Annotated in this window: 18 protein-coding genes and 1 pseudogene; 10 read left to right on the plus strand and 9 right to left on the minus strand. The window is 62.1% G+C overall.

The genetic code is table 11. The features are described 5' to 3' along the window. Positions 1–153 precede the first annotated feature (153 nt). Positions 154–516: pseudogene (locus tag OHL13_RS01870) on the plus strand (DUF1738 domain-containing protein); the annotation flags it as partial. A 386-nt stretch (positions 517–902) separates the two neighbouring features. Here the strand turns inward: OHL13_RS01870 and OHL13_RS01875 are convergent. Continuing rightward, positions 903–1,364 (minus strand): vitamin K epoxide reductase family protein, encoded by a 462-nt coding sequence (locus tag OHL13_RS01875; protein ID WP_263408415.1) that lies wholly within the window; start codon positions 1,362–1,364, stop codon positions 903–905. 140 nt (positions 1,365–1,504) lie between these two features. On the opposite strand from OHL13_RS01875, the gene OHL13_RS01880 reads away from it, so the two are divergent. The 5 genes from OHL13_RS01880 to OHL13_RS01900 all read left to right on the plus strand — a co-directional run bounded on the left by OHL13_RS01880 (position 1,505) and on the right by OHL13_RS01900 (position 7,512). Continuing rightward, positions 1,505–3,133 carry an MFS transporter gene (locus OHL13_RS01880; protein ID WP_263408416.1) on the plus strand — a complete coding sequence of 543 codons (1,629 nt, stop codon included), beginning with the start codon at positions 1,505–1,507 and terminating at the stop codon, positions 3,131–3,133. A gap of 67 nt (positions 3,134–3,200) precedes the next feature. Next, the gene (locus tag OHL13_RS01885; protein WP_399255047.1) at positions 3,201–4,319 is read left to right on the plus strand and encodes an alpha/beta hydrolase; all 1,119 of its coding nucleotides are present in this window, start codon (positions 3,201–3,203) and stop codon (positions 4,317–4,319) included. A gap of 206 nt (positions 4,320–4,525) precedes the next feature. Then, positions 4,526–5,506, plus strand: a complete 981-nt coding sequence (locus OHL13_RS01890) for a threonine ammonia-lyase (protein WP_263408417.1) — start codon at positions 4,526–4,528, stop codon at positions 5,504–5,506. A 61-nt stretch (positions 5,507–5,567) separates the two neighbouring features. Further along, positions 5,568–6,572 (plus strand): tetratricopeptide repeat protein, encoded by a 1,005-nt coding sequence (locus OHL13_RS01895; protein ID WP_263408418.1) that lies wholly within the window; start codon positions 5,568–5,570, stop codon positions 6,570–6,572. 70 nt (positions 6,573–6,642) lie between these two features. Then, positions 6,643–7,512 carry an undecaprenyl-diphosphate phosphatase gene (locus OHL13_RS01900; RefSeq protein ID WP_263408419.1) on the plus strand — a complete coding sequence of 290 codons (870 nt, stop codon included), beginning with the start codon at positions 6,643–6,645 and terminating at the stop codon, positions 7,510–7,512. Between the two features lie 256 nt (positions 7,513–7,768). Here the strand turns inward: OHL13_RS01900 and OHL13_RS01905 are convergent, their stop codons facing one another. Together OHL13_RS01905 and OHL13_RS01910 are read right to left on the minus strand one after the other, a co-directional pair. After that, on the minus strand, positions 7,769–8,116 hold the full coding sequence (locus tag OHL13_RS01905) for a helix-turn-helix domain-containing protein (protein WP_263408420.1): 348 nt from the start codon (positions 8,114–8,116) through the stop codon (positions 7,769–7,771). A 174-nt stretch (positions 8,117–8,290) separates the two neighbouring features. Continuing rightward, complete coding sequence (locus OHL13_RS01910) at positions 8,291–8,821, minus strand: GNAT family N-acetyltransferase (protein WP_263408421.1); 531 nt, start codon at positions 8,819–8,821, stop codon at positions 8,291–8,293. A 38-nt stretch (positions 8,822–8,859) separates the two neighbouring features. Here OHL13_RS01910 and OHL13_RS01915 point away from each other — a divergent pair, with 38 nt between their 5' ends. Together OHL13_RS01915 and OHL13_RS01920 are read left to right on the plus strand one after the other, a co-directional pair. After that, positions 8,860–9,804: a PhzF family phenazine biosynthesis protein gene (locus tag OHL13_RS01915; RefSeq protein ID WP_263408422.1), complete on the plus strand. Its 945-nt coding sequence runs from the start codon at positions 8,860–8,862 to the stop codon at positions 9,802–9,804. A gap of 548 nt (positions 9,805–10,352) precedes the next feature. Further along, positions 10,353–10,811, plus strand: coding sequence for a response regulator (locus OHL13_RS01920; RefSeq protein WP_263408423.1), 459 nt, complete (start codon positions 10,353–10,355; stop codon positions 10,809–10,811). Positions 10,812–10,876: 65 nt separating this feature from the next. On the opposite strand, the gene recG is transcribed toward OHL13_RS01920, so the two are convergent. Further along, positions 10,877–13,180, minus strand: coding sequence for an ATP-dependent DNA helicase RecG (gene recG, locus OHL13_RS01925; protein WP_399255050.1), 2,304 nt, complete (start codon positions 13,178–13,180; stop codon positions 10,877–10,879). A gap of 137 nt (positions 13,181–13,317) precedes the next feature. On the opposite strand from recG, the gene OHL13_RS01930 reads away from it, so the two are divergent. Next, positions 13,318–14,229 (plus strand): ABC transporter ATP-binding protein, encoded by a 912-nt coding sequence (locus tag OHL13_RS01930; protein ID WP_263408424.1) that lies wholly within the window; start codon positions 13,318–13,320, stop codon positions 14,227–14,229. Then, positions 14,222–15,466 carry an ABC transporter permease gene (locus tag OHL13_RS01935; RefSeq protein ID WP_263408425.1) on the plus strand — a complete coding sequence of 415 codons (1,245 nt, stop codon included), beginning with the start codon at positions 14,222–14,224 and terminating at the stop codon, positions 15,464–15,466. The genes OHL13_RS01930 and OHL13_RS01935 overlap by 8 nt, the downstream gene beginning before the upstream one ends. Before the next feature lie 124 nt (positions 15,467–15,590). On the opposite strand, the gene polA is transcribed toward OHL13_RS01935, so the two are convergent. From polA to xseA, 5 genes are all read right to left on the minus strand, one after another. Further along, entirely contained in the window at positions 15,591–18,347 is a 2,757-nt protein-coding gene (gene polA / locus OHL13_RS01940; RefSeq protein WP_263408426.1) for a DNA polymerase I, read from the minus strand. A gap of 221 nt (positions 18,348–18,568) precedes the next feature. Continuing rightward, positions 18,569–19,600 carry a tRNA preQ1(34) S-adenosylmethionine ribosyltransferase-isomerase QueA gene (queA, locus tag OHL13_RS01945; RefSeq protein ID WP_263408427.1) on the minus strand — a complete coding sequence of 344 codons (1,032 nt, stop codon included), beginning with the start codon at positions 19,598–19,600 and terminating at the stop codon, positions 18,569–18,571. 2 nt (positions 19,601–19,602) lie between these two features. Then, on the minus strand, positions 19,603–20,241 hold the full coding sequence (locus OHL13_RS01950; protein WP_263408428.1) for a DUF374 domain-containing protein: 639 nt from the start codon (positions 20,239–20,241) through the stop codon (positions 19,603–19,605). 244 nt (positions 20,242–20,485) lie between these two features. Then, on the minus strand, positions 20,486–21,826 hold the full coding sequence (glmM, locus tag OHL13_RS01955) for a phosphoglucosamine mutase (protein WP_263408429.1): 1,341 nt from the start codon (positions 21,824–21,826) through the stop codon (positions 20,486–20,488). 34 nt (positions 21,827–21,860) lie between these two features. Next, complete coding sequence (gene xseA / locus OHL13_RS01960; RefSeq protein WP_263408430.1) at positions 21,861–23,339, minus strand: exodeoxyribonuclease VII large subunit; 1,479 nt, start codon at positions 23,337–23,339, stop codon at positions 21,861–21,863. Positions 23,340–23,346: the final 7 nt, after the last annotated feature.

The following is a 23,346-nucleotide window of genomic DNA, read 5'->3' on the forward strand; positions in this document are numbered from 1 at the left end:
AGTGGTGACACGTCACCCCAACTGGGAACTGTGGGAATACCTGAGGTTGCTGTGAGGGAACGTGAATGGAATGAGCGGCTAAGGGAAGAATGGGTGTGCCGTGTTTGCTCTGCGTAAACGCGGTGGTTGCTGTACGTAAACGTGTTGAAAATGCACGGCGGACGTATCGCCATCCTATCCGGACAGTCCAACGCCGAAACCTTCGCCACGCTTGTCCATGAAACGGCGCATGAGCTTTTGCATAAGGCAGAACGCCGCACGGCAACCACGAAGACGGTACGTGAAACCGAGGCCGAGGCTGTCGCGTTTGTTGTGGGCAAGGCCGTTGGGCTGGTGACTGGTTCCGCGTCCGCCGACTACATCCAGCTTTACCATGGCAACGCCTCACTGCTGGCCGAGTCTCTGGAAGTAATTCAGCAAACTGCCAGCGTTATCCTTGCGGCGCTAGAGCCGCATATGGAAGCCAGCGAAGGAGCTACAGCTGAAATTCAGGGACTTGTAGAGGTGGCGGCGTGAGGAGAGCTGCCTCAAGCTAACGATCCATCAGACGAGAGGCGGCGAACTTGCCGCCTCTTTCCTTATGCGCTGAAAAATTGCGCGAGGAGAAACCTTGCGGGTTTCTCCCCGGCCCTCATCCAGCAACCGGACTTCGCCCGCCGGACAGCGCGACCGGACTCAAGTTCCTCCTCTGGGACCTGCCCTTTACTACTCAGCGCACCGCGAGCGAAACTGCCCTTTGCAACATCCTTGGCCGGTATCGTAAGAACTGTCATTCAGACGAAAAATAGACAGAACGTCTGCACAACTTCTACACAGCGAAAAATAGTCGATTCAAGCCGCTTTGATTGAGAGAATTTCTGAAATCTTTCTCCCCCGCTCAGGGTGACACCCGTAAAAGGACATTAGTAGATGAGTTTTCGCTGGTTGCGGACGATCAGGTAGTTGATGGCGGCTACCACGGTGATGGTGGCGATGATGCCCTGTGACCAGACACAGTAGATGCACCATTTTTCGAGGACGAAGGCTTCCAGGTAGCTGAGGATTCCGGCGAAGAAGAGGCCGACCTGGGCAGCTTCAAAGGCGAAGAAGTCGAGCTTGGCCAGGGCGAGGACGGCGATGAGCAGGTAGCCGCCGAGGCCGAGGACAGCAACTGGCACACGTTTTCCCTGGTTGGGGTTCTCGCCGAAGCTGGCGGCTGGAAAGACGGCGAAGCGGGAGTGATTCACGGCTCCGCAGTCCCACTTTTCTGTAACGGCGCACGGCGGAGCGGCGTTGGGATCCTGCAGGTGAACGCGAAGCGCGAGTCCGGAGACAACCATACCGCCGACGGCCAGCAGAGCAATGAGATAACGCAGAAAAGCCATTGCGAACAGGGTACCCCCGCAGGCGTCTACCGCGCCAGCGTGAGGAAGCATAAGTTTAACGTCATGGAAGTGGCTTGCCGCGTTCCTGCTGCCCTAGCATCCAAAGAGTTAGGAGAAAGATTTCGTTGGAGACACAGGAGATGATCGCGGAGAGCCCGAAGATGCCGGAGGATGGCTTTGGGCCGCTGAGGAATCCGCTGTTTCGCGACCGGTGGCTGGCCTCGACCGTCAGCAACCTGGGCACGTGGATGCAGGACACGGCGGGCACGTGGCTGATGACCGTGCTCTCGGCGGGGTCGCCGCTGCTGATTGCCTTGATGCAGACGGCGGCCAGCCTGCCGGTACTGTTGCTGGGCATTCTGGCCGGGGCGACGGCGGATGTTTTTGAGCGTCGCAGGCTGCTGATCTTCTGGCAGACGTGGATGCTGGTCGTCGTCGGTCTGCTGACGATTCTGACCTTTGCGGGGGTGGTGGGGCCGTACCAGTTGCTTGGGCTTACCTTCCTGATGAATATCGGCGCGGCGATGAACAATCCGGCGTGGCAGGCGATTGTGCCGGAGCTGGTGCCGCGTGAGCAGATTCCTGACGCGGTCAGCCTGAACTCGGCCAGCAACAACCTGGCGCGCGCCCTGGGGCCGGCTCTGGGCGGACTGATGGTAGCCGCGTTTGTGAAGGTGACGACCGGCGCGGGGTGGGTGTTTGCGCTAAACTCGGTCTCGTTTGCGGCGGTGATCTGGGTGCTGTGGAAGTGGAAGCGAAAGCCGCTGTTCAAGAGCGCGCTTCCGGCCGAGCGCATGGCGGGGTCCATCCGCAGCGGTCTGCGGTACCTGCGCTTTGCTCCGGAGCTGCAGGCGAGTTTGGTGCGTGCGTTCCTGTTCACCTTTTTTGTGAGCGCGGTGTGGGCGCTGCTGGCAGCCATTGCCGCGCGGGAGCTGAAGCAGGGAGCCATGGGCTACGGCCTGCTGAACGGAGCAATGGGAGCAGGAGCGGTCGTGGGTGCGGTAACGCTGCCGCGCATCCGGTCGCGGTTTGCGGCGGACAGCATTCTGCGGGTGACCTCGGTGGTCTTTGTGGCCATCCTGGTGGTGCTGGCGTGGGTGCCGATCTCCTGGGTAGCGATCGCGGTACTGCTGGTGGGTGGCTTCTGCTGGACCAGCACGATGAGCACGCTGAATACCAGCGTGCAACTGGTGTCTCCGCCTTGGGTGCAGGCGCGCTCCCTGGGAGCCTACCTGACGGTTTTCCAGGGCGGTCTGGCGCTGGGCAGCGCGACATGGGGGTATGTGGCCGAGCACAGCTCGGTGCGCGTGGCGATGACAGCCAGTGCGATCGGGCTGGCGGCGACGCTGCCGTTCGCGCTGAAGTTCCATATCCTGCAGGGCAAGCTACCGGACCTGGGGCCGTATGTGTGGCGCAGGCCGCAGCGTGAACTGGTGATGGAGCCGGAGCTGGAGGATGGGCCGGTGCGCATTGTGCTGGAGTACTTTATCGCCCCGGAGAACTATGCTGAGTTCACGCGCCTGATTCACAGGATGGAAGGTGTGCGGCTGCGGTCGGGCGCGATTCGGTGGGGTGTGTTTCGCGATGCCGCCAACCTGGAACGGTTTGAAGAGACCTTTGTGATGGAGAGCTGGCTGGACCATCTGCGTGCGCGGGAGAGGATGACTGCGGCGGACTCGATAATCCGCGACCGGCTGTGGGAGCTGCACAAGGGAGAAGGACCGCCCCGGGTAGAGCACCAGGTGTATGTCAAAGAGGTTACTTCGTGACCGTTGGCTAGCTGGATGGTTGCGATAGAGTGGGGGCGTGACGAAACATTGGTTACGCCCTTTGCTTTTGGTGCTGCTTCTGGTTGCTGTAGTGGTGATTGCGTGGCCCTGGGTGCGGGTGCATCTGCAGGCGGTGGCGGTACTGAAGACGCTGAGCCATGAGCCGTTGCCATGGCCGGTGCGCGCGGCGACGGTGGCTGTGAGCACGCGCGAGGTTTCGATTCCGACAAACGAGGGTGTATTGCGCGGGCGGTTGTATGAGCCTGTCGGGGTAAAGCATGCCCGGGGCATGGTGATTGTGCATGGTGTGCATCACCTGGGAATGAATGAGCCCCGTCTGGAGACGTTTGCGCGGGCGATGGCCGGTTGCGGGATTGAGGTGCTGACGCCGGAGCTGCCGGCGATTGCGGACTATCGCATTGGGCCGGAGAGTGTGGATGCCATTGGCGAGAGCGCTAGCTGGTTCGCGGTGCGGCTAACTCAAGAGCAGAAACATCGGCAGTCTGTGAGTGTTCTCGGATTGAGCTTCTCTGGTGGGCTGGCGCTGCTGGCGGCGGAGCAGCCGGAGTATGCCTCGTATATGCGGATGGTCTTCGCGATTGGGTCGCAGGCGAATATGCAGCGTGTGGCGCGGTACTACCGGACAGGAAAGGCGGTGCGTCCGGATGGAACGGTGGAGACGCTGGCCGCGCATGAGTATGGGCCACTGGTGATGGAGTATGAGCATGTGGAGGAGTTTGTCCCGGCGGCGGATCGTGTGGCGCTGGGTGCGGTGCTGAAGCAGCACCTGTATGAAGATCTGCCCGCGGAGAGGAAGGCGATGCTGGGGCTGACTCCCGCACAGCGGATGGCGGTGGTGCAACTGTTGAAAGCCGATGACACGCGGACGGTGGCGTTGCTGGAGGCCAATGAGACGAAGCATGTGAAGGAGATGGAGGCGGTGTCTCCGGACCGGAATCTGAAGGCGGTGGATACGCCGGTGTACCTGCTGCACGGCGAGGCGGACAACGTGATTCCGGCGTCGGAGACGTTGTGGCTGGCGAAGGGTTTGCAGCCGGAGGTGATGAAGGCGGCGCTGGTGAGTCCGTTGATCTCGCATGTGGAGATGGGGAAGTCTCCTGGGATGGGGGATGAGTGGAGGCTGGTGGATTTTATGGGGAAGGTGTTGCGGGAGGCGGAGAGATAAAGCAGATCCGCTCAGGATGACAAAAGATAAGAGAGACAAAAGCAGAAGCAGATTCCTTCGCTTCGCTACGGAATGACAGGAGCGGGTCCTTCGCGTTGCTCAGAATGACACACCGTTTGTTGGTGGTTGTTTTCCCATATCTGCTGCGCAGATATGGGGCACCCAGTATGTGGGCTCGGTGAGAGCGGTAGACTTTGAGGCAGGAGATGGTGATGGAACTGGTGGGGCTTGCGGAGATTGAGGCGGCGCAGAAGCGCATTGCCGGGACGGCAGTGAAGACCGGGCTTTACAGGCTGGAAGGCGAGACGGCGTCGAAGCTGCCGTACGAGGTCTGGATCAAGGCGGAGAGTGAGCAGCCGATTGGCAGCTTCAAGCTGCGTGGGGCCTTCAACAAGGTGGCTTCGCTGGAGAAGGATGCCCTGAGCCGTGGTGTCATCACCTATTCGAGCGGCAATCATGCGCAGGGCGTGGCGTATGCCGGGCGTGCGCTGGGATCGAAGGCCGTGATTGTGATGCCGAATAATGCGCCGGAGGTGAAGAAGGTGGCGACGCGGGAGCTGGGTGCGGAGATTATCGAAGTAGGCCCGGCCAGCAAGGACCGCAAGGTGAAGGCCGAGGAGCTGGAGGCCGCGCATAGGTACTCGATGATTCCGCCGTATGACGACCCGTACATTGTTGCGGGGCAGGCGACGTGTGGTGTGGAGATTGTGGACCAGTTGCCGGATGTGGATGTGGTGCTGAGCCCGGTGAGTGGTGGCGGGCTGCTGAGCGGCGTGTCGACTGGTGTGAAGCTGAAGAAACCCACTGCGAAGGTGTTTGGTGTGGAGCCGGAGGAGGCGGGCGATGCGACCGAGAGCTTCCATAAGAAGGAACTGGTGGAGTGGCCGGCGGAGAAGACAACACGCACCATTGCTGACGGTCTGCGGACGCAGAGCCTGGGCGAGTTGAACTTTGCGCAGATTCTGAAGTACACGGACGACATCTTCACGGTGAGCGAAGAGGAGATCTTCGCGGCGATGAAGGTATACCTGCATGAGACCAAGCTGGTACCGGAGCCGAGCGGAGCGGTGACGCTGGCGGGTGCTCTGTTCCATGCGGACAAGCTGCCTGCGGGGACGAAGAAGGTGGTCGTGGTGTTGAGTGGCGGGAATATTGACCCAGTTTTGAAGGATAGTTTGCTGGGGTAGGGTGAGGCACCCGGTAACCATCCAACGATGGCGCGAAAGCGCCGTCTATAGAGGTATGGCGATGAAGCGTTTTGTGGTGGCAGTGCTGGTGTGTGCGTCGGTTGTGGGTATGGCGCAGAAGAAGAAAAAGCCGAAGCTGCCGCCGCAGTATCAGAACGCGGCCAGTGCGACGGTGCTGCATCCGGCCAATGTGTATGTTGCGTCCGATGAAGGGTCGCAGCGGTTGAGCCTGGTGACGCCGGGGCACGAGGTCACCATCATGGACCGTTCGCCTGGCTGGGTGCGTGTGTTTGCCAATACCGATGAGCCGGAGGAGAACGACTCGGACGCACCGGAAATCCAGGATGATCAGCAGTCGACGCCGGTGAGCGGATGGATCAAGGACAAGGGCGTGATTGGCCCCAGCACTCCGAACGGCGACAAGCTGCTGTTTGGTGCGGCGGTGATCGCTGAATCCCAGGCCGCGGAGCCGCATGCTCCCAAGGACGCCGGTGCCTCGGCACACTTTTTGTACAAGCGGTTGTTTGAGTACTACCCGAAGTCTCCACTGGCGCCTGAGGCAGCGTGGCGGTCGGCGGATATCCGTTGGCAGCTGCAGAAGGCGGATTATGCGTCGCTGCCCTCGGCCAGGGAGATGGACCCGAATCTTCGTCCTCGCATGTACGAGGATGAGCTGAAGAAGGTCATCAAGTACTTTCCGGATACGAAGTACGCGGCACTAGCTGCCTATGAGCTGATCGATGCGAAGTTGTGCGGCGACTGGCAGGGGCTGCCGAAGTGCCCGGAGAAAGAGACCGAGTACTTCGAGAAATACTCCAGGGAGTATCCGGACGGTCCCAAGACTGCCGAGGCGCTATGGCAGGCGGTCTATCGCCAGGGAGTGGCCAGCAGCATGTACCGTGCGGAAGACGATAAGAAGAAGTCCGACAACGCCGCGGTGCATGCCAATGCGCTGAATGACCAGTTGCAGGCCCGTTTTGGGCAGACGGACTGGGCCGCGCGTGGAGCGGCGCTGGTCTACCGGTTGCAACAAGGGATTCCCGTCTACGGAAACGACCGCGATTAAGCGGCAGTTAACCCGGCTTCGGGTAGGCTGAAGACAGCTTTCATAGACTCCTGACAGCCGGAGGGGCTGATTGAACGATTACCTGTTGAGCGTCATCCTGGGCATTATCGAAGGATTGACGGAGTTTTTGCCGGTGAGCTCCACCGCGCACCTGCGTATCGCCGAGGCGATGCTGCACCTTTCGCTGAATGACCCGTACTGGAAGATGTACTCGATCGTCATCCAGCTGGGCGCGATCCTTGCACTGCTGCTGCTGTTCCGCCACCGGATTACCGGCTACCTGAAGACCTTCCCGAAGGGCAAGCATGGTGACAAGACGGTGCTGACGCATCCGGTGTCTCTGACGCTGATCGCGTTTGTGTGCACCGCTATTCCGGCCAAGATTCTGGACAAGGTGATTGGGAAGAACCTGGAAGACCTGCAGGTGATTGCGCTGGCGCTGGTGATTGGCGGCGTGGTGATGTGGGTGGTGGACCGCTGGGCATCGCAGCGGGATGCGAAGACGACGCATGTGGAGACTATGACGCTGGGCCAGTCGATCTGGGTGGGCCTGTGCCAGGTGCTGGCGGCTGTGGTGCCCGGTACCTCGCGCTCCATGTCAACGATTGCCGCCGGACAGCTTGCTGGCCTGAATCGTGAGACCGCGCTGGAGTTCAGCTTCCTGATCTCGATTCCGACGATGATTGCAGCCACCGGCTACTCGCTGCTGAAGGCGCTGCATCCCAAGGTCGAGGCTGGAGCGGAGGCGATTGCTCCGCTGGTGATGACCTCACACGGATGGGTTGTGCTGGCCATCGGCTTTGTCGTTTCGTTTATCGTGGCGTACGGCGTGGTCGCGTGGTTCCTGGCCTGGGTGCGGAACCGCGGGTTTACGCCGTTTGCGATTTACCGCATCGTGGTGGGTCTGGCGCTGCTGGTTTGGTTGAAGATGGCTGCGTAGAGGTTGAATGGTTGCATGGGAAAAGGCCCACGATTGTGGGCCTTTTTGCTTTGAGAAGCAGATCCTTGCAGGATGACAAAAGACAAGGAAAGCGGATTGCGCGAGGCCCACATCTGCTACGTAGATATGGGACACCCCGGTAAAAGGAAGAAGCAGATTCCTCCGCTGCGCTGCGAAATGACAAGGCAAGAAAAGAGCAGGCCCGCTGATTACGGGCCTGCTCTTTTAGCCTGTGACCATTCCACCATCCCACCAACTAGCTGAGAGCGGTCTGGGCAAATTTGCGGACCATGGCGAGCAGCAGCTTGCGGTCGGAGTCGGAGAGGTTGGCGGAGTAGCGCTGGATCTGGGTGAGGAAGCGGATCTCTTCCTCGGACAGGTTCAGGGTGCTCATCTCGCGGCTCATGCTGTCTTCGGCGAAGAACTGGCTCAGGGGCAGGTCGAGCGCGGAGGCGATTTTCTGCAGGGTTTCCAGGGACGGGACGGTATGGCCATTCTCCACGCGCGACAGATAGCAGCGCAGCAGACCCGTGCGCTTTTCAATATCGCCCTGGGACATGCCCTTCTGGAGACGGAAACCTCGGATGGTAGCTCCAATGTTCATAGAAGCGGGCTCCGGGCTGGAGGGAAGGGGTGGAAGAATTGTCTGCATGTCAGCCATTGACCACAAAGTAACGACCAGTGACTTTGATAGCAAGAGGTAAAACGTGTACGGGGGTGAAAAGTTAGGCTCCTGTATCTGCGCAGGTTCGCTTTGGGGCCGAAGGAACCAGACTCGCTACTGGGGAGACAAGTCTTTGCGCATGAAGGTCAAACCCCCGGTGTCGTTGTTGTTATAGCGCGGAATCTCCTGGAACCCCAACCGCTGGTAGAGGCCATAGGCTTCTGGCATAGCGGGGGCGACGGTGTCCAGGTAAATGCCGGTATAGCCCTGCTCCCTGGCCCATTCCACTGCTTTTTCGACGAGGTGGCGACCCAGGCCAAGGCCGCGGGCGGTGGACTCGGCCCAAAGCCGTTTCATTTCGACGGCGCGCGTGGGTTCGTCCAGGTTTCCGGGGGCTTTGGGAGTGATGGGGCGCAGACCGACGCAGCCGATGGGCTGGCCGTCGCGGATGGCCAGAAGGACGCAGCCGGCGGGGGCGGCGTACTGGCCCGGGAGGCCGGCTAGCTCCTGCTCAAAGCCGGTGATGCAGATGCTGGCCCCGCCGCCGGGGTTGGAGCGCAGGAAGGCGGCGTAGGCGCGGAAGAGGGTGCGTACGGCTTCGGCATCGTCCGGGAAGTGGGCGGGGCGGATTTCGACCGTCGGCATAGGCAAAGGGTAGCAGGCAGGTTTGCAACAATGTCTGCATGAGCGAAAGAACGGGCAGTGTGCGGGAGTTGGCGTGGGAGCAGGTAGATGTCTTTGCCGAGGCTCCGTTGGAGGGCAACCAACTGGCGATCTTTACGGATGGCCGCGGCCTGACGACAGAACAGATGCAGATGCTGGCGCGGGAGACCAACCTGTCGGAGACGACCTTCGTGATTCCGAGGGACGAGGCGACGGAGCGTGAGCGCGGCGTGCAGGTACGCATCTTCACCACGCAGGAGGAGCTGAAGTTTGCCGGGCACCCGACGCTGGGTACGGCGAGCTGGCTCTACTGGAACCACACCTTCTTGCGCGGGCAGGAGACGATCACGCTGGACCTGCCGGTGGGACAGATTCCGGTGCGGTTTACGCAGCCTGTCGCGGGCGAGAGGGGCGTCTTTGGCGAGATGCGGCAGAGAGACCCGGAGTTTGGCCGCGTGTATGCCCGCGAGGCAGTGGCGGAGGCCCTTGGGCTTACGGTGGAGGATCTGCATGCGGAGCTGGAGCCGCAGACGGCCAGCACGGGGATGCCGTTCTGCATCGTTCCACTCGAGTCAGTGGAAGCGGTTGGGCGGCTGGCTCTGAATCTGCGGGTGGCGCAGCCGTTTCTGGCGGCGAGCGATGCCAAGTTCTTCTACGTGGTGGCGCCTGTGCAAAAGGGCGGCGGAAACGTGGAAAACGGGGGCGCGGACTGGCATGCGCGGATGCAGTTCTATAACGGCGAAGACCCGGCGACGGGTTCGGCGGCGGGCTGCTGCATCAGCTACCTGGTCCGTCACGGGGCGGTCGAGCCGGGCAAAAACATCTTCGTGGAGCAGGGGGTGGAGATGCTGCGGCCGAGCCGTTTGCGGCTTCGCGGAGAAATACGCGACGGAAAGGTTTGTGAAATTCATGTTGCGGGCCGCACCATTCCCGTTGCAAAGGGACGGTTTTTCCTGCCTATTTAGGCTACATTTCAACATGCGATTTCATACAAATCGCCAATAGCCACAGCGGTTCCACCAAAGGCGGTGGAACCGCAAGTGGAAAGGCCGTAGATTTTCGCCCTAATTTCGCCATTGCGCCGCACCCCAGAGCTTCGTACTCTTGGCAAGCGTTCAAGGATATCTAGACCGGAACGCAAGGTTTGATCTGACACACAACTGAAGCTGAGAGGGTACTGCACAGACCGCAGCGCCGGATCCAGGGAATAGAACGCAGGCCAGCACATACAGCCACATGAAAGTGGTTGTGACGGCGGCAGAAGCGTTCCTTCTCCCACTGTGGATAACGGTGAAGGGCAACCTGCGCTCCTTTGCGAGAACCCCTCTCTCCGCGGCCGGTATGCGTCCGGCCATGGCACTGTTTTCGCCTATGCGAAAGCGGTAGGGGGAGCTTTGTCTTTCCTGCAGCCACGGACGCATACCCGTCGCGGACAAGTGACCTCTCCCAACTGGCGATGCCCCGCGCCCTAGCAGCTCGTTCGCAGAGCAACACGAAGGACTTACGAACTATCATGCGCCCCAAGAAAACTATCCTTTGCGTGGACGACAACGAACAGACCCTTTCCGTACGTAAATTTCTGCTGGAGACACGCGGCTATCGCGTGATGGATGTGCAGACGCCGCACCAGGCCCTGGAGCTTCTCTCCAACGCCCTGCCGGGCGCGTTCGACCTCCTGCTGACCGACCTGACGATGCCGGGTATGGACGGCAACACGCTGGTGCGCCGCGCCAAGGAGATGCATCCGATGCTGCCGGCGCTGATGGTGTCGGGTACGGTGACCAGCTCCGAGCGCAATGAGGCAGCGGATGCTTTTCTGCCGAAGGGCGCGAACTCGGCCAGCGAACTGCTGGACCGCGTGCGCGTGCTGGTGGCCCGCAAGCGCGGGCCGAAGAAGCACGTGGTGCCGATGGTGACTCCGGCGCAGCGTATGGCGATGGCTACGGCTTCGGCATTGCAGGCTACGGCGTAAGAGTTGTGAGGTGCGAGGTGTGTGTCGTGAGCGGCGTACGCAGTACTCACACCTCGAAACCGTCTTCAGGCTTCCACTAAGCCATAGTGGCGCTGCCAGTGTTGTTTGAGCAGGCGGCGGACGGTTTCTTTCTCTTCTTCCGTGCCTTCTGCGTTGGTGGCAAAGCTGGCGGCTTCCTTCTTGGCGAGTTCCAGGGTTTCGCGGTCGCGCAGAAGGCTGGCGACGCGGAACTCCGGCAGGCCGGACTGGCGTGTGCCGAAGAACTCGCCGGGGCCACGCTGTTCCAGATCAATCTCGGCCAGTTCAAAGCCGTTCTGTGAGCGGACCATGGCATCGAGCCGCTGGTCGGCCTCGGGTGAGACCTTGGCGCCGGTGAGCAGGATGCAGTAGCTTTTGGCCGAGCCGCGGCCGACGCGTCCGCGCAGTTGGTGCATCTGGGCCAGACCGAAACGCTCGGCGTGTTCGATGACCATGACGGTGCTGTTGGGTACGTCGACGCCGACCTCGATGACGGTGGTGGAGAGCAGGACATCGATCTCGCCGCGCTGGAAGCGGGCCATAATGACTTCTTTTTCGGCAGCATCGAGACGGCCATGCAGAAGGCCGAGACGCAGACCTTTCAGCGGGCCGGCGCCGAGCTGCTCGTACATTTCCGTGGCGGACTTGAGCTTGACCTTGAAGAGTTCACCGGTTTTCTTCTTACTGCCTTTTTTCGGTGCTTCTTCTTCCTTGGGCTCATCGTGGGCGAAGTCGAGCTCGGGCTGGTCGTCGTTGGGGCCTTCGATCAAGGGGTAGACGATATAGGCCTGGCGCCCTTCGGCGACCTGCTTGCGGACGAACTCCCATACCTTGGCGGCCTGTTGTTCTTCGACGCGGCGGGTGACGATGGGCGTGCGGCCTGGCGGCAGTTCATCGAGTACGGAGACGTCGAGGTCGCCGTACATGGTGAGCGCGAGCGTGCGTGGGATGGGCGTTGCGGTCATCACCAGGACGTCTGGGTCGGCTGCTCCGGGTTTCTTCATGAGGGCGAAGCGCTGCTGTACGCCGAAGCGGTGCTGCTCGTCGACGACGATGAGGCCGAGGCGGTCGAAGTCGACCTTTTCTTCGAGCAGAGCGTGGGTGCCGATGACGAGCTCGGTTTCGCCACGGAAGATTTTGCCGCGAGCAGCTTTCTTTTCGGCGTTGTCGAGTGAGCCGGTGAGCAGGGTGATGCGGTAGCGGCGGTCGCCGTTTTCTTTTATGGCCTTGGTGAGCAGCTTGCGCGCGGAGAGGTAGTGCTGTGTGGCGAGAATCTCAGTTGGCGCCATGAGCGCGGCCTGGTAGCCGTTTTCGATGGCGACGATGGCGGCCTCAAGCGCGACGATGGTTTTGCCGCTGCCGACGTCGCCCTGCAGGAGGCGGCGCATGGGCTGCGGGGACTTCATGTCGGTGACGATCTCGCCGAGGACGCGCTTCTGCGCCCTTGTGGGATGGAAGGGAAGCACCTGCTTGAGGGCTTCGCGCACCTGCGGCGTGGTGGAAAAGGCGATGCCGTTGCGTTCGCGCATGCGGCGGCGTTTGAGCTCGAGACCAAGCTCGAGGTAGAAGAGCTCTTCAAAGACGAGGCGGCGCAGGGCGGGTGTGCGGGCGAAGGTCAGGTCATCGAGGGAGGTGCCTTCGGAGGGAAAGTGGACCTCGCGCAGGGCTTCGATGCGACCGGGAAGGCCGAGGCGTTCGCGAAGTTGGGCTGGAAGGGATTCAGGGGCTTCCTTGATCTCCTGCAGCAGGCCCCAGAGCACGCGGCGCAGCCACTTGCTGCCGAGTTTGGCTCCCCACGCGGTGGTGCCGCCGAGGGACTGGTAGACCGGCACGATGCGGCCGACCTCGAGGGCGGCGAACTCGGCGTCTTCGCCGGTGGCGTTGGCGTCGGGTAGCATCTCAAACTGTGGCTGGATCATTTTGTAGGCGCCAGGGCGTGAGCGTGAGGCTTCCACCTTGCCGTAGAGCGCGATCATCTGGCCGGGTTTGAACTTGCCCTGCAGATAAGTTCCGCGGAACCAGATGCCTTTGACGGAGTCCAGCCCCTGGCCGACGGTGAGCTCGAAGATGGGCATGGAGCGGGCGCGGATGAGCGCCGAGCCGCGGACCTCGCCGATGACCGAGGCCATTTCGCCGGGCTTGAGGTCGCGCAGATGCTGCGGGTGCAGGCGGTCTTCGTAGCGAAAGGGCAGATGGTAGAGCAGATCTTCGACGGTGTGGACGCCGCGCTCTTTCAGAGCGACGGCGATGCGTTCGCCGACGCCTTTGACGAATTTGACATCCGTAGAGAAGCTCAGCGCTTCGCGCGCTGGCTGGTTGGCTGGACGGCTGGATGGCTGGCTCTTTGTCACTGCTCTTCCTATGGCATTTTAGGTCGACAGATACCGTTCAACTCGTACTAAGGCCGTTTGTCCTGAGGAAAAGGCCATCCAGCCAACTCGTCAGCCATCCAACCAGCCAGCGAGTAAACTCAGCATTAGGCACATACATGTCCATTGTTCAGCTGGAACACGTTCGCAAGGTTTATGACAACAAGGTCGCGGTGGAGGATCTTTCCTTCTCCATCGAGCCCGGCACGATGTTCGGCCTGCTGGGGCCGAACGGATCAGGCAAAACCAGCTCCATCCGCATGATGGTCGGCATTACGATGCCGGACTCCGGCGTGGTGCGGTTGTTTGGCCAGCCGTTTACGCGCGATGCGTTGAAGCGTGTCTCGTACCTGCCGGAAGAGCGCGGTCTCTACAAGAAGATGAAGGTGATTGATCAGCTTGTCTTCCTGGGCCAGTTGCGCGGGCTGGACGAGGCCACGGCGCTGAAGCGCAGCCATGAGTGGTGCGAGCGTATGCAGATTACCGAGGCGATTCCGAAGAAGACGGAAGAGCTGTCGAAGGGCATGCAGCAGAAGATCCAGTTCATCTCAACGCTGCTGCATGAGCCGGAGCTGATCATCATGGATGAGCCGTTCTCTGGGCTGGATCCGGTGAACGCGGTGCTGCTGATTGATACGCTGATGGATCTACGCAAGCAGGGCAAGGCGATCCTGTTCTCCACGCACCGCATGGACCAGGTGGAGAAGATGTGCGATGCCATCTGCCTGATCTCCCGTGGCAAGACGGTGCTAAACGGGACGATGCGCGAGGTGAAGTCAAAGTATCCGCGCAACCGCGTGGTGATGACGTTTGAGGGCGACGCGGGCTTTTTGCGGCATCCGGGGATTGAAGAGGCGAAGCTGTACAACAACTCCGCCGAGATTGTTCTGAAGGATGAGGCCGTGGCCCAGCAGATTCTGGCCGAGGCGGTTGCCGCCGGAACGACGATTACGAAGTTTGAAGTGATGGAGCCGACGCTGGAAGAGATCTTTATCCAGGAAGTGGGCGCGGGAGGGAATGTCGATGCCTAGCAATACGTATCTGATCGCCAGGCGCGAGTACCTGGAACGTGTACGCACCAAGGCGTTCCTGGTGACGACCATGCTGATTCCGCTGCTGATGGGCGGTGGGTTGTTGTTCAGCGTGCTGAAGTCAAGGCATGCGAAGTCGGCTTCGCACATCACTGTTGTTTCGACGGACACCGACCTGGCGCTGGCGTTGCAGGACGAACTGGAGCATGGCAAGGACTCTGCCATGGAGGTGGATGTAATCTCGCCGCCAAGCGGGAATACGCGCAAGGCCGTAGTAGATGAGACGGTGGACAAGCAGATTGACGGCTTCCTGTGGATTGAGATGAAGGATGGCCGTCCGAAGGCGACGTACACCTCCATGAGCACCGGCGATATCTCGACCGCACAGACGCTGGAAAGCGCACTGCGGCGCGCGGCCATGCGCGAAGGCATGCAGCACAAGGGCATGGAGGCGGGCGAGATCAAGGCCATGATGGAGCCGGTTGAGGTGGAAGCCGAGACGATCAAGAACGGCGAGATCTCGAAGTCGGACACGGTGACGGCCTTCTTCGGCGCGTACATTTTGTTCTTCCTGATGTATATGGCCGTGATGCTGCATGGCATGAACGTAGCGCGCAGCATTATTGAAGAGAAGACATCGCGCGTGTTTGAGGTGATGCTGGCCACGGTGAAGCCGCAGGAGATGATGACCGGCAAGCTGCTGGGCGTGGGCGCGGTAGGCCTGACGCAGATCGGTATCTGGGTAGCGGCGGCGCTGGCGCTGACGGCTCCGCAGGTGGCCGGTGCGGTGGGCGCTGGAGCGGTGCACATCAGCTTTTCGCTGGGGCAGATAGTGGCCTTTATCGGCTACTTCGTGATGGGCTTCCTGCTGTACTCCGGCATTGCGGCAGCGATTGGCGCGATGGTGAACTCCGAACAGGAACTGCAGCAGTTCAACATGGTGATCGCCATGCCGATGGCGGTGTGCATGTTTGTGCTGGTGCCGGTGATCTCGAATCCAAACTCAACCTTTTCACGCGTGATGAGTTTGATTCCGACCTGCACGCCATTGCTGATGTACCTGCGGATCGCTATCTCAAATCCGCCGTGGTATGACATTGCGGCATCGGTGGTGATTCTGCTGGCGACGATCTACGGCGTGCTTTGGCTGACGGCGCGGATCTATCGCGTAGGCATTCTGATGTATGGCAAGCGGCCCACGCTGCCGGAGATTATCAAGTGGCTGAAATACAGCTAGTGGGCTAGATGTATGGTTGGCTGGATGGCTGGTTGAAGAAAGACGTCAGTGCTGGTTTGGCTGGCGTCTTTCACTTTTAGTAGAGATTACGAACCATCCAGTGAACCAGCCATCCACCCAGCTTCTACTTGATGTCCCGCCAGTTGCTTCCTACGCCGGTTTCGGCGACGAGGGGGACTTTGAGTTCGATGACACTTTCCATCTCATGCTTGACCAGGGCTTCGACCTCTTCGGCTTCGGCCTGTGGAACGTCGAAGAGGAGTTCGTCGTGGACCTGGAGGGTCATCTTTGTCTTCAGGTTACGCTTGCTTAGCTCGGCGTCGATGTGGAGCATGGCGACCTTGATGAGGTCGGCGGCTGTGCCCTGCAGCGGTGTGTTGACGGCGGTACGTTCGGCGAAGCCGCGCATGTTGGGGTTGCGGGACTGGATGTCGGGAATGGGGCGGACGCGGCCGAAGAGAGTGGTAACTTTCTGCGTCTCGCGAACCTGTTCGAGTGTGGCGTCGATGAAGCGGCGGACGCCCTGGTAGCGCTCGAAGTAGCGTTCGATGTAGAGCTTGGCCTCGCGCTGTTCGATGCCGAGCTGTGCAGCCAGGCCGAACGGAGAAATTCCATAGACGATGCCGAAGTTGACGGCCTTGGCGCGGTTGCGGGTCTCTTTGTCCATGGTCTCGGGCGAGACGCCGAAGACCTCGCTGGCGGTGAGCGTGTGGATGTCTTTGCCGGTGCGGTAGGCGTCGAGCAGCAGAGGGTCTTCGCTGAAGTGCGCCATCAGGCGGAGCTCGATCTGTGAGTAGTCAGCGGAGAGGAGAACGTTGTCCGGAGCGGCGATGAAGGCGGCGCGGATCTCGCGGCCGAGCGCGGTGCGCACGGGGATGTTCTGCAGGTTTGGGTTGATGGACGAGAGGCGGCCGGTGGCAGTGCCCACCTGGTTGAAGGTGGTGTGGATGCGCCCTTCCGAGTCGGCGAGCTGCGGAAGCTGGTCGAGGTAGGTGTTCTTGAGCTTGGTGAGCTGGCGGAATTCGAGCACCATGCGTGGGACCTCGTGGTGCTCGGCGAGCTCTTCGAGGACGTCGACGGCGGTGGAGACGACCTTGCCCTTGCCATACTTCATGGGCTTGGGCAGGTCCATCTTGTTGAAGAGGACGTCGCCAAGCTGCTTGGGCGAGTTGATGTTGAAGCGGTGGCCGCTGGCCTCGTAGATCTTCTCGCTGACGGTGTCGACCTCAACGGCGAGGCGCGAGGACATCTCGCTGAGTACGCCGCGGTCGATGCGCACACCATCCTGTTCCATCTTGAGAAGGACAGGGACGAGGGGCTTGTCGATCTCGTCGTAGACCTTCATGGTGCCGGCTTCGGCGATGTCATCGCGCATGGGGTTGGCGAGGCGCAGAACGGCGTCGGCGGACTCAACCAGCAAGGTCTGCGGATCTTTGCCAAGGGCACGGTTGCTGAAGCGCGCGGCGATGTCGGCCAGGGTGTGCGAGCCGTGCGTCGGGTTGATGAGATAGCTGTAGAGCATTACATCGTCCTGTACGCCGCGCAGCGTGATGCCGTGGGAGGAGAGAGCCTTGAGCGTGGACTTGAGGTCGTGTACCGACTTCGGTACGGACTCGCTCTCCAGCATGGCTTTCAGCGGAGCGGCCTCCGGCTGCGCCAGGTCGATGAGTGTGGCGTCGTGTCCGTCCACGGCGATGCCGATGCGCAGACCTTGTGATGGCGGCGGGGCGGCAACGGCAGGGGCCGCGGCTGCGGCGAAGAGATTGCCGGTCTCCGGCGGAGGCGGCTCGGCCTCGGTTTCGTCTTCGACGGCGATCTCGGAGGCGATGGCGGCTGCGTTCTCAAAGACGGCGAGAGCGAAGCCTTGCTTTGCGGCGGTGAAGAGGGCGGTGAGCTGTTCGGCTGTGGGGTCGAGGATGTAGCTTGCGGGCGTGGCGTCCTCGGCGGGGGCGAGTTCTTTGAGCAGCGTGGTGAACTCAAGCTCGCTGAAGAGCTCGCGGCAGGCGATGGGATCGACGGGCTGGGTTTCCATCGCGGCGACATCGAACTCCACAGGAACACTGGTGTGAATGGTGACCAGTTCCTTGCTGAGAAGGATGTTGTCGCGGTTGTTTTCCAGGCTCTCGCGGTAGGTTTTGCGCTTGACCTCAGCGGCGCGGTCGAGTGCGGCTTCAAGCGAGCCGAACTGCTGGATGAGTTCGACGGAGCCCTTGTCGCCGATGCCGGGCGCACCGGGCACGTTGTCGATGGCGTCTCCGCGCAGGGCCATGACGTCGATGACCTGTGCGGGCGCAACGCCGAGGACTTCAGTGACCTTGGCGGGGTCGAGGACGAGGTTGTCCTTGGTGGGGTTCAGGATGGAGACGTCTTCATTGACGAGCTGCATCATGTCCTTGTCGGGGGAGACAACGAAGACGCGGTATCCGGCCTCGGCGGCGCGGCAGCTGAGGGTGCCGATGACGTCGTCGGCCTCGAAGCCTTCGTGGAGAAGGACAGGGATGCGGAAGGCGTCGAGCGCGCGTCGGATGTAGGGCATCTGCTGCTGAAGGTCGGGTGGGGTTTCAGCCCGGTTGGCCTTGTACCCGGCGTAGTCTACCTCTTCAAACTGCTGCGTCTTGACGTTCCACTTGCGCTGGGGCTTCATCTCTTTGGCGCGCTCGTCGCGGAAGACGGGGCCGGGCGGATCGTAGATGGCGGCCAGGTACTTCGGCTGGAAGTCGCGGCGCAGCTTGTTGATCATGTTGACGAAGACGTAGGTGGCCGCGGTGGGCACGCCGGTGCGCGTGGACATGGGGCGCGAGCGCTGCATGGCATGGTAGGCGCGGAAGATGAACGCCATTGCGTCCAGCAGGTAGATTGCGGGTTTCTGGTCTTCGGACATCCTTATGAGGATAGTTGGATGGGGGGATGGTTGGATAGTTGGATGGTGAGATGTCTCGAACCGGGATGGCACACCGTTTGTTTGGGGTTGTTTTCCCACATCTGCTGCGCAGATATGGGGCACCCGGTTTTGTGGCTGGGCAAAAATGCAGGTCTCTCCACTTCGCTGCGCTTCGGTCGGGATGACACACCATCCAACCAGAACACCATCACACCATCCAACTAGCTCACAAACATGCAGTCGCCGTAGCTGAAGAAGCGGTAGCGTTGTTCGACAGCGTGGTTGTAGGCGCGGAGGACGTTTTCGCGTCCGGCGAGCGCGCTGACCAGCATGAGCAACGTGGACTGCGGCAGGTGGAAGTTGGTGAGCAGGGCCTGGACGAGGTGGAACTCGTTGCCTGGGGAGAGGAAGATGCTGGTCTGTCCGCTGTGGGGTTCCAGCGAGGTGCGGGCGCAGTGTTCCAGTGTGCGGACGGTGGTGGTTCCGGCGGCGACGATGCGGCGGCCTTCGCGCTGGGCCAGGGCGACGGCTGTGGCGGTGGCTTCGGGCAGGGTGTAGTGCTCGGTGTGCAGGTGGATGTCCGCCAGGCGGTCGACGCGGACGGGCTGGAAGGTGCCGAGGCCGACGTGTAGGGTGATGTGCGCAATGTGGACGCCGCGAGACTTGATCTCTTCCAGAACGCGCGGTGTGAAGTGCAGGCCGGCGGTGGGTGCGGCGGCGGAGCCGGGCTGCTGGTTGTAGACGGTCTGGTAGCGCTCGCGGTCGGCGGCCGTGTCTTCGCGGTGCATGTAAGGCGGCAGAGGGATGTGGCCGATGCGGTCGAGGCGGGCGAAGAAGTCGTCGACCGGGATGAAGCGAAGAGTGCGTTCGCCGAACTCGCCGGCGGCGATGACCTCGGCTTGCAGCTGGTCGCCGAAGAGGAGGGTGGTGCCGATGCGGACCTTCTTGCCCGGGCGGACGAGGGCTGTCCACTCAAAGGGAGCTATTTGCTGGGTGAGCAGAACTTCGATCTGGCCCGTGTAGCCAGTGCGGGTGGCGTAGAGGCGGGCCGGGATGACGCGGCTGTTGTTGAGGATGAGCAGGTCGCCGGGGTTCAGCAGTGAGGACAGGGAACGGAAGTGGTCGTCGCGGAACTCACCTGTCTGACGGTTGAGGACGAGCATGCGTGAGGCGTCGCGCTCGGGCAGCGGCTGCTGCGCGATGAGCTCTTCCGGAAGGTGGAAGTCGAAGTCTTTGACGAGGAGGTCTTGCATGCTTAGAGCGTCCCTGTGCGTGCCTGTGCCATGCGCACGGCTTCGTCCATCATCGCCTGCGTGGCTTCCGGCGTGGGGTTTGCGGCGGTGTGTTGGGGCCAGCTGACGGCGACGCGGCTGAAGGGTTTTGGAATGAGGAAGCGGTCCCAGGAGCGCAGGACCCAGGCCTTCTGCGGCTGCAGGTGGAAGGCTCCGACCCAGGTATGGGCGCGGTTGGCCAGTGCAGTGACTCCGGGCTTTGCGATCATGTTGGGGCCGCGGGGGCCGTCTGCGGTGAAGGCGCAGATGTGTCCGCTGCGGTAGGCGGTTTCCATGGCGAGGAGACCGGAAGCTCCGCCGCGCGAGCTGGAGCCGCGCACGGCATGGAAGCCGAGGCGCTCGACGGTGCGGGCGATGAGTTCTCCGTCAAACGACTGCGAGATGAGGATGGCGATGCCGAGGTTGCGGAAGCGGTAAGCGGCGATGAGCAGGGAGCGGTGCCAGAAGGCGAAGACGGTGGGGCCGGGGATCAGGTCGCCGCGGGTGACGCCGGGGCCGAGGACCTCTTCAAAGCGAAGGGTGCAACCCAGGGTGCGGATGAGGATCGAGGCCAGGCGCGGGAGGAGGAACAACTGTACGCGTTGGGCTGGGGTCCAGGGCATTCTTCTCTTGGTAATGATAGCGGGATGTTTCGTAAGGTCGACCCCACCCTGGTGGGGGACATCCTGCAAAGAGAAGCAGATTCTTCCAGGATGACAAAGACAAGAAAGGCAAAGGCGGTTGCGCTTTGCGCGAGGCCCATATCTGCTGCGCAGATATGGGACACCCGGCACCTAGGGTCTCGCTGCGCTCGATACCCCACCCTTTGCTTCGCAAAGAACCGGACAACAAGATGGTTACCCGGTTCTAAATCCCAAGCTCGGTTCGGATGGCATCCGCGATGGCTTCGGCGTGGTGTTTCATCCTGGCTTCGTCCTCGGCTTCGATCATGACGCGGGCAAGGGCTTCGGTGCCGCTGTAGCGGATGACGACGCGGCCGGTGTCTTTCAGCTCTTCTTCGGCGGCTGTGATGGTGGCGACGATGGCAGGGAAGCCGTCGAGCGGCTTCTTCTCGCGCACCTTGACGTTGACGATGACCTGCGGGAAGACCTTCAGGTCGGCGGTCAGTTCGGCCAGGCTTTGGCCGCTGGTGTGGAGGACGTTGAGCACGGCCAGGGCGGTCTGCAGGCCGTCGCCGGTGGTGGAGAGCTGCGGGAAGAGAATGTGGCCGGACTGTTCGCCGCCGAGGGAGGCTCCGGAGGCGCGCATCTCTTCGAGGACGTACTTGTCGCCGACGGGAGCGCGCAGCATGCGGATGCCGCTGCGCTTCAGGGCGGCTTCCAGGCCCATGTTGGACATGGTGGTGGCGACGACGGTGTCGTTGGCCAGTTGTCCACGAGACTTCAGGTCGCGGGCTGCGAGCAGCATCACGGCGTCTCCGTTGACGACCTTGCCATGCTCGTCGGCGAAGAGGGAGCGGTCGGCGTCGCCGTCGAATGTGATGCCCATGCTGGCGTGGGAGGCTGCGACCTCTGCCGCGACGACCTTCGGGTGCAGAGCTCCGCAACCTTCATTGATGTTGCGGCCGTTGGGGCTGGCGTGGGTGATGCGGATCTCCCCACCGAGACCGGCGAAGAGCTGGGCGGCGACGGAGCTGGCCGCGCCGTTGGCGCAGTCGACGACAATGGTCTTGCCATCGAGCGAAAGGTCCGGGACCTGGGCGCGGAGGAACTGGATGTACTCGGCACGGTAGCTCTCGTCGGGCTCGAGCAGCTTGTCTGCGGCGATGGAGTCGTGCGTGAGGGTGGCGAGGTGGCGGAAGATCTCGTCTTCGATGGCCAGCTCAATCTCGTCGGAGAGCTTGTAGCCGTCGGGGCCGAAGAGCTTGATGCCGTTGTCCTGCCAGGGATTGTGCGAGGCGGAGATGACGATGCCCGCGCCGAAGCCGTGCTTGCGCGCCAGGTAGGCGACGGCGGGCGTCGTGATGACTCCGGCAAGGCGCGCGGTAGCGCCACCGGCGTTGAGGCCGGCGATGAGAGTGGCGGCGATCCACTCGGAGCTCTCGCGGGTGTCCATGCCGAGCAGGACTTCCTTGGACGAGGTGAGGGAGTGGGCAAGTGCCAGGCCCACGGCGTAGATGGTCTTAGGGTCGAGCGGGGATTCCCCCGCGACGGCGCGGATGCCGTCGGTTCCAAACAGCTTTCGCATCAGTTTGAGGATAGATGGCTGGATGGCTGGATGGCTAGTTTTTGGTTGGATGGCCGCTGGTGACGGTGGAGGTCAGGGTGCCTTTGTGGAGGCGAGAGGTGATCGTGGTGCCCGGTTCTACCGTGGAGGCGTCATGCAGCAGCTTGCCATTGGCGTCGTAGACCAGGGCATAGCCGCGTTGCAGGACGGCTACGGGAGAGAGCGATTGCAGTGCGGCGGATGCGGATTGCAGGCGGCTGCGCTCGGCGCGGAGACGGTCACGATGCGCGGCCAGCAGGCGGGCTTCCATGGTGGAGATGCGGTGGCGCGAGGCGGCGAGCTGGCGGGTGAGGTCCTGTGCGGCGAGCCGCTGGCGCAGCGTCAGCAGGCGGCGTTCGTCTCGTTGCAGGGTGGTCTGCATGGCGGTGTTGCCGCGCCAGGCGAGCTCGTCCAGACGTTGATAACGGCGGCTGATGCCGTCTTCCACTCGGTAGAGGATGGCCTGCGCGTTGATGCGCGTGAGCCGCTGGCTGGCCTGCATGGTGGCGTAGCGGGCGGCGCGGACTAGGCGGTGGTTCAGGCTGGCGATGTGCTCCTCAATGCGGTGCTGCGCGGCGGTGATCAGCTCCGCGGCGGCGGAGGGAGTGGGGGCGCGCAGGTCGGCGACGAAGTCGGCGATGGTGAAGTCGGTTTCGTGGCCGATGGCGGAGACGACGGGCAGGGTGCTGTCGGCGATGGTGCGGGCCAGGGCTTCGTCGTTGAAGCCGGCAAGGTCTTCGGCGGAGCCTCCGCCACGGGCGAGAAGGATGAGGTCAACGGAGTGGGGCGTCCCGGCGGCCTGGTTGAAGTAGCGGATGCCGGCGGCGACCTCCTGCGGGGAGCCAGCGCCCTGCACGGCGGCGGGGAAGACCAGTAAATCAAGGCAGGCGTGGCGGCGGCGGACGACGTTGACGATGTCGCGGATGACTGCGCCCGTGGGAGAGGTGACAATGCCGATGCGGGTGGGAAAGGCGGGCAGGGGACGCTTGCGATCGGCGTCGAACAGACCTTCGGACTGGAGGCGGGCTTTCAGTTGCTCAAAGGCGAGCTGCAGGGCACCGGCGCCGCGGGGTTCGACGGATTCGGCGATGAGCTGGAGCTGGCCGCGCGATTCGTAGACGGAGATGCGGCCGCGAACGAGGACTTCGAGGCCGTCTTCGATGCGGAACTTGTGCAGGCTGGCCTGCCGTTTGAAGAGGACGACGGGAAGCTGCGCCTCGCCGTCCTTGAGCGTGAAGTAGACGTGGCCGGAGGCGGCGGGGCGGCAGTTGGAGACCTCTCCGAAGACAGAGATGCTGCCGTACTTTTTCTCAAGCTCGCCGCGGATGAGGGAGACGAGTTCGGCGACGGAGAAGGTGCTGCGGCGGGGGGCAGGAGTCTCTGCGGGGTCGACGGGAGGGGCGGCAGCCTCTTCCGGTTCCTCGAAGGCGAAGCCGAGCTGTGGCGGGTTTGTGGAGGCGGAGGAGCGGCCTGCGCGGAGCTGTGCCAGCGACATGCTTTGA

This window comes from Terriglobus tenax (assembly GCF_025685395.1).
GTDB classification, from domain to species: Bacteria; Acidobacteriota; Terriglobia; order Terriglobales; family Acidobacteriaceae; genus Terriglobus; species Terriglobus tenax.